General features: G+C 45.2%; 2 protein-coding genes. Both read left to right on the top strand.

Annotated elements, in window-relative coordinates:
- Positions 1-274, top strand: a 274-nt coding sequence (locus BM378_RS20240) for a type II toxin-antitoxin system RelE family toxin (RefSeq protein WP_074989896.1), incomplete at its 5' end; no start/stop codon positions are given.
- Positions 275-669: 395 nt separating this feature from the next.
- Positions 670-1,413, top strand: a 744-nt coding sequence (locus tag BM378_RS20235) for a replication initiation protein (protein ID WP_074989895.1), incomplete at its 3' end; no start/stop codon positions are given.

Raw genomic sequence — 1,413 nt, 5'->3', positions numbered from 1 at the left:
GTTAGAATTTGATCCCCGTGCGCTTAAAGAGTGGCGTAAATTAGGCGCAACCGTGCGTGAGCAGTTTAAAAAGAAGTTAGCTGAAGTGCTGGAACAACCAAGGGTTGAAGCTAACCGACTACGAGAACTCCCAGACTGCTACAAAATTAAATTACGTCAAGTTGGGTACCGGTTAATATACCAAGTGCACGATGAAAAAGTGTCGATCCTTGTTGTTGCGATAGGCAAAAGAGATAAATCAGAAGCGTATAAAGACGCTGGGAAACGAGTTTAACCATTTTTTGGTACTTGCACTGAATCTGAGTGTGAACCGGGTAAAATGATACACTTTGTTGGGCACAAACGATGAGTTTGTACTGAGAAAACCTATTTAACATAAAAACCGGTATGGGCTATCGCCCCCTTTTTGATGGTTCAGGCGGTGTTTTTATCGAAAGGCATTTTTTGAGGTGTTTTGTAGTTCTAAAGGGTCCTTGCTCAGCCAAATCTTTTGGCGTAACCTAAGCCCTAATAAAACAAAACCCCGATATTCATTTCCAACTTGGCGGGAGGGTATGAATAATCAGGGTTCGAGATAATTCCGAAAAATCGAAACTATATAATCTCAGAGAGAATAATAACACATGGATCATACTTCACAAGCCAAAACCGCCATAAGCGCGGTGAGAATTGAATAATAGCGCACAACAGCTCTCACTTTTTGAGCAGCGTTTACCCAAAAAACCGTACCATACCGATGAATTCGCGAATGGCTTAGCGATTGCGCGTGCCCAGAGCGCGATTAAGTCACGTTATATCCAAGCAAATGGCCCAACGCATAAATACTGGTTGGTGTTTGACGTAGACAAACCGAATGCATCCTTAGATTGGTACGATTCAGGTGCGCCCGCACCCAATATCGTTGCAACAAACCGTGATAACGGGCATGCACATTTGATTTACGGCCTTGAGGTGTCTATCCGAACGGCACCCGATGGTCGTAGTGCGCCACTTCGCTACGCAGCAGCCGTGGAAAGCGCGCTGAGAGAAAAACTCGATGCCGATATAGGTTACGCAGGCCTTATTTGTAAAAACCCCTTAAATCCACATTGGCAAGTCTCTACATGGGAACCGTGCTTGTATGATTTAGATTGGCTCGCTGATTATGTTGATTTGAGCGCCTATAGTGGCCGTAAACGCCTTCCTGATTATGGGTTAGGGCGTAACTGTAACTTATTTGATTATCTCAGTACGTGGGCTTACAAAGCGATTAGACAGGGGTGGCCTGAATACGAGCGTTGGCTCGAAGCGTGTTTAACCAGGGCTGAGGGCTACAATAAGAAAACGTTCAAAGAGCCATTACCGCAGAGTGAAATTAAAGCCACAGCGAAGAGCGTAGCACGGTGGACGCATAAGAACTTTAGCGCAGCCGGC

Source organism: Pseudoalteromonas lipolytica, from assembly GCF_900116435.1.
GTDB lineage: Bacteria > Pseudomonadota > Gammaproteobacteria > Enterobacterales > Alteromonadaceae > Pseudoalteromonas > Pseudoalteromonas lipolytica.
The sequence above is the reverse complement of the archived record's forward strand: the minus strand, read 5'-3'. Positions and strand labels throughout refer to the sequence as shown.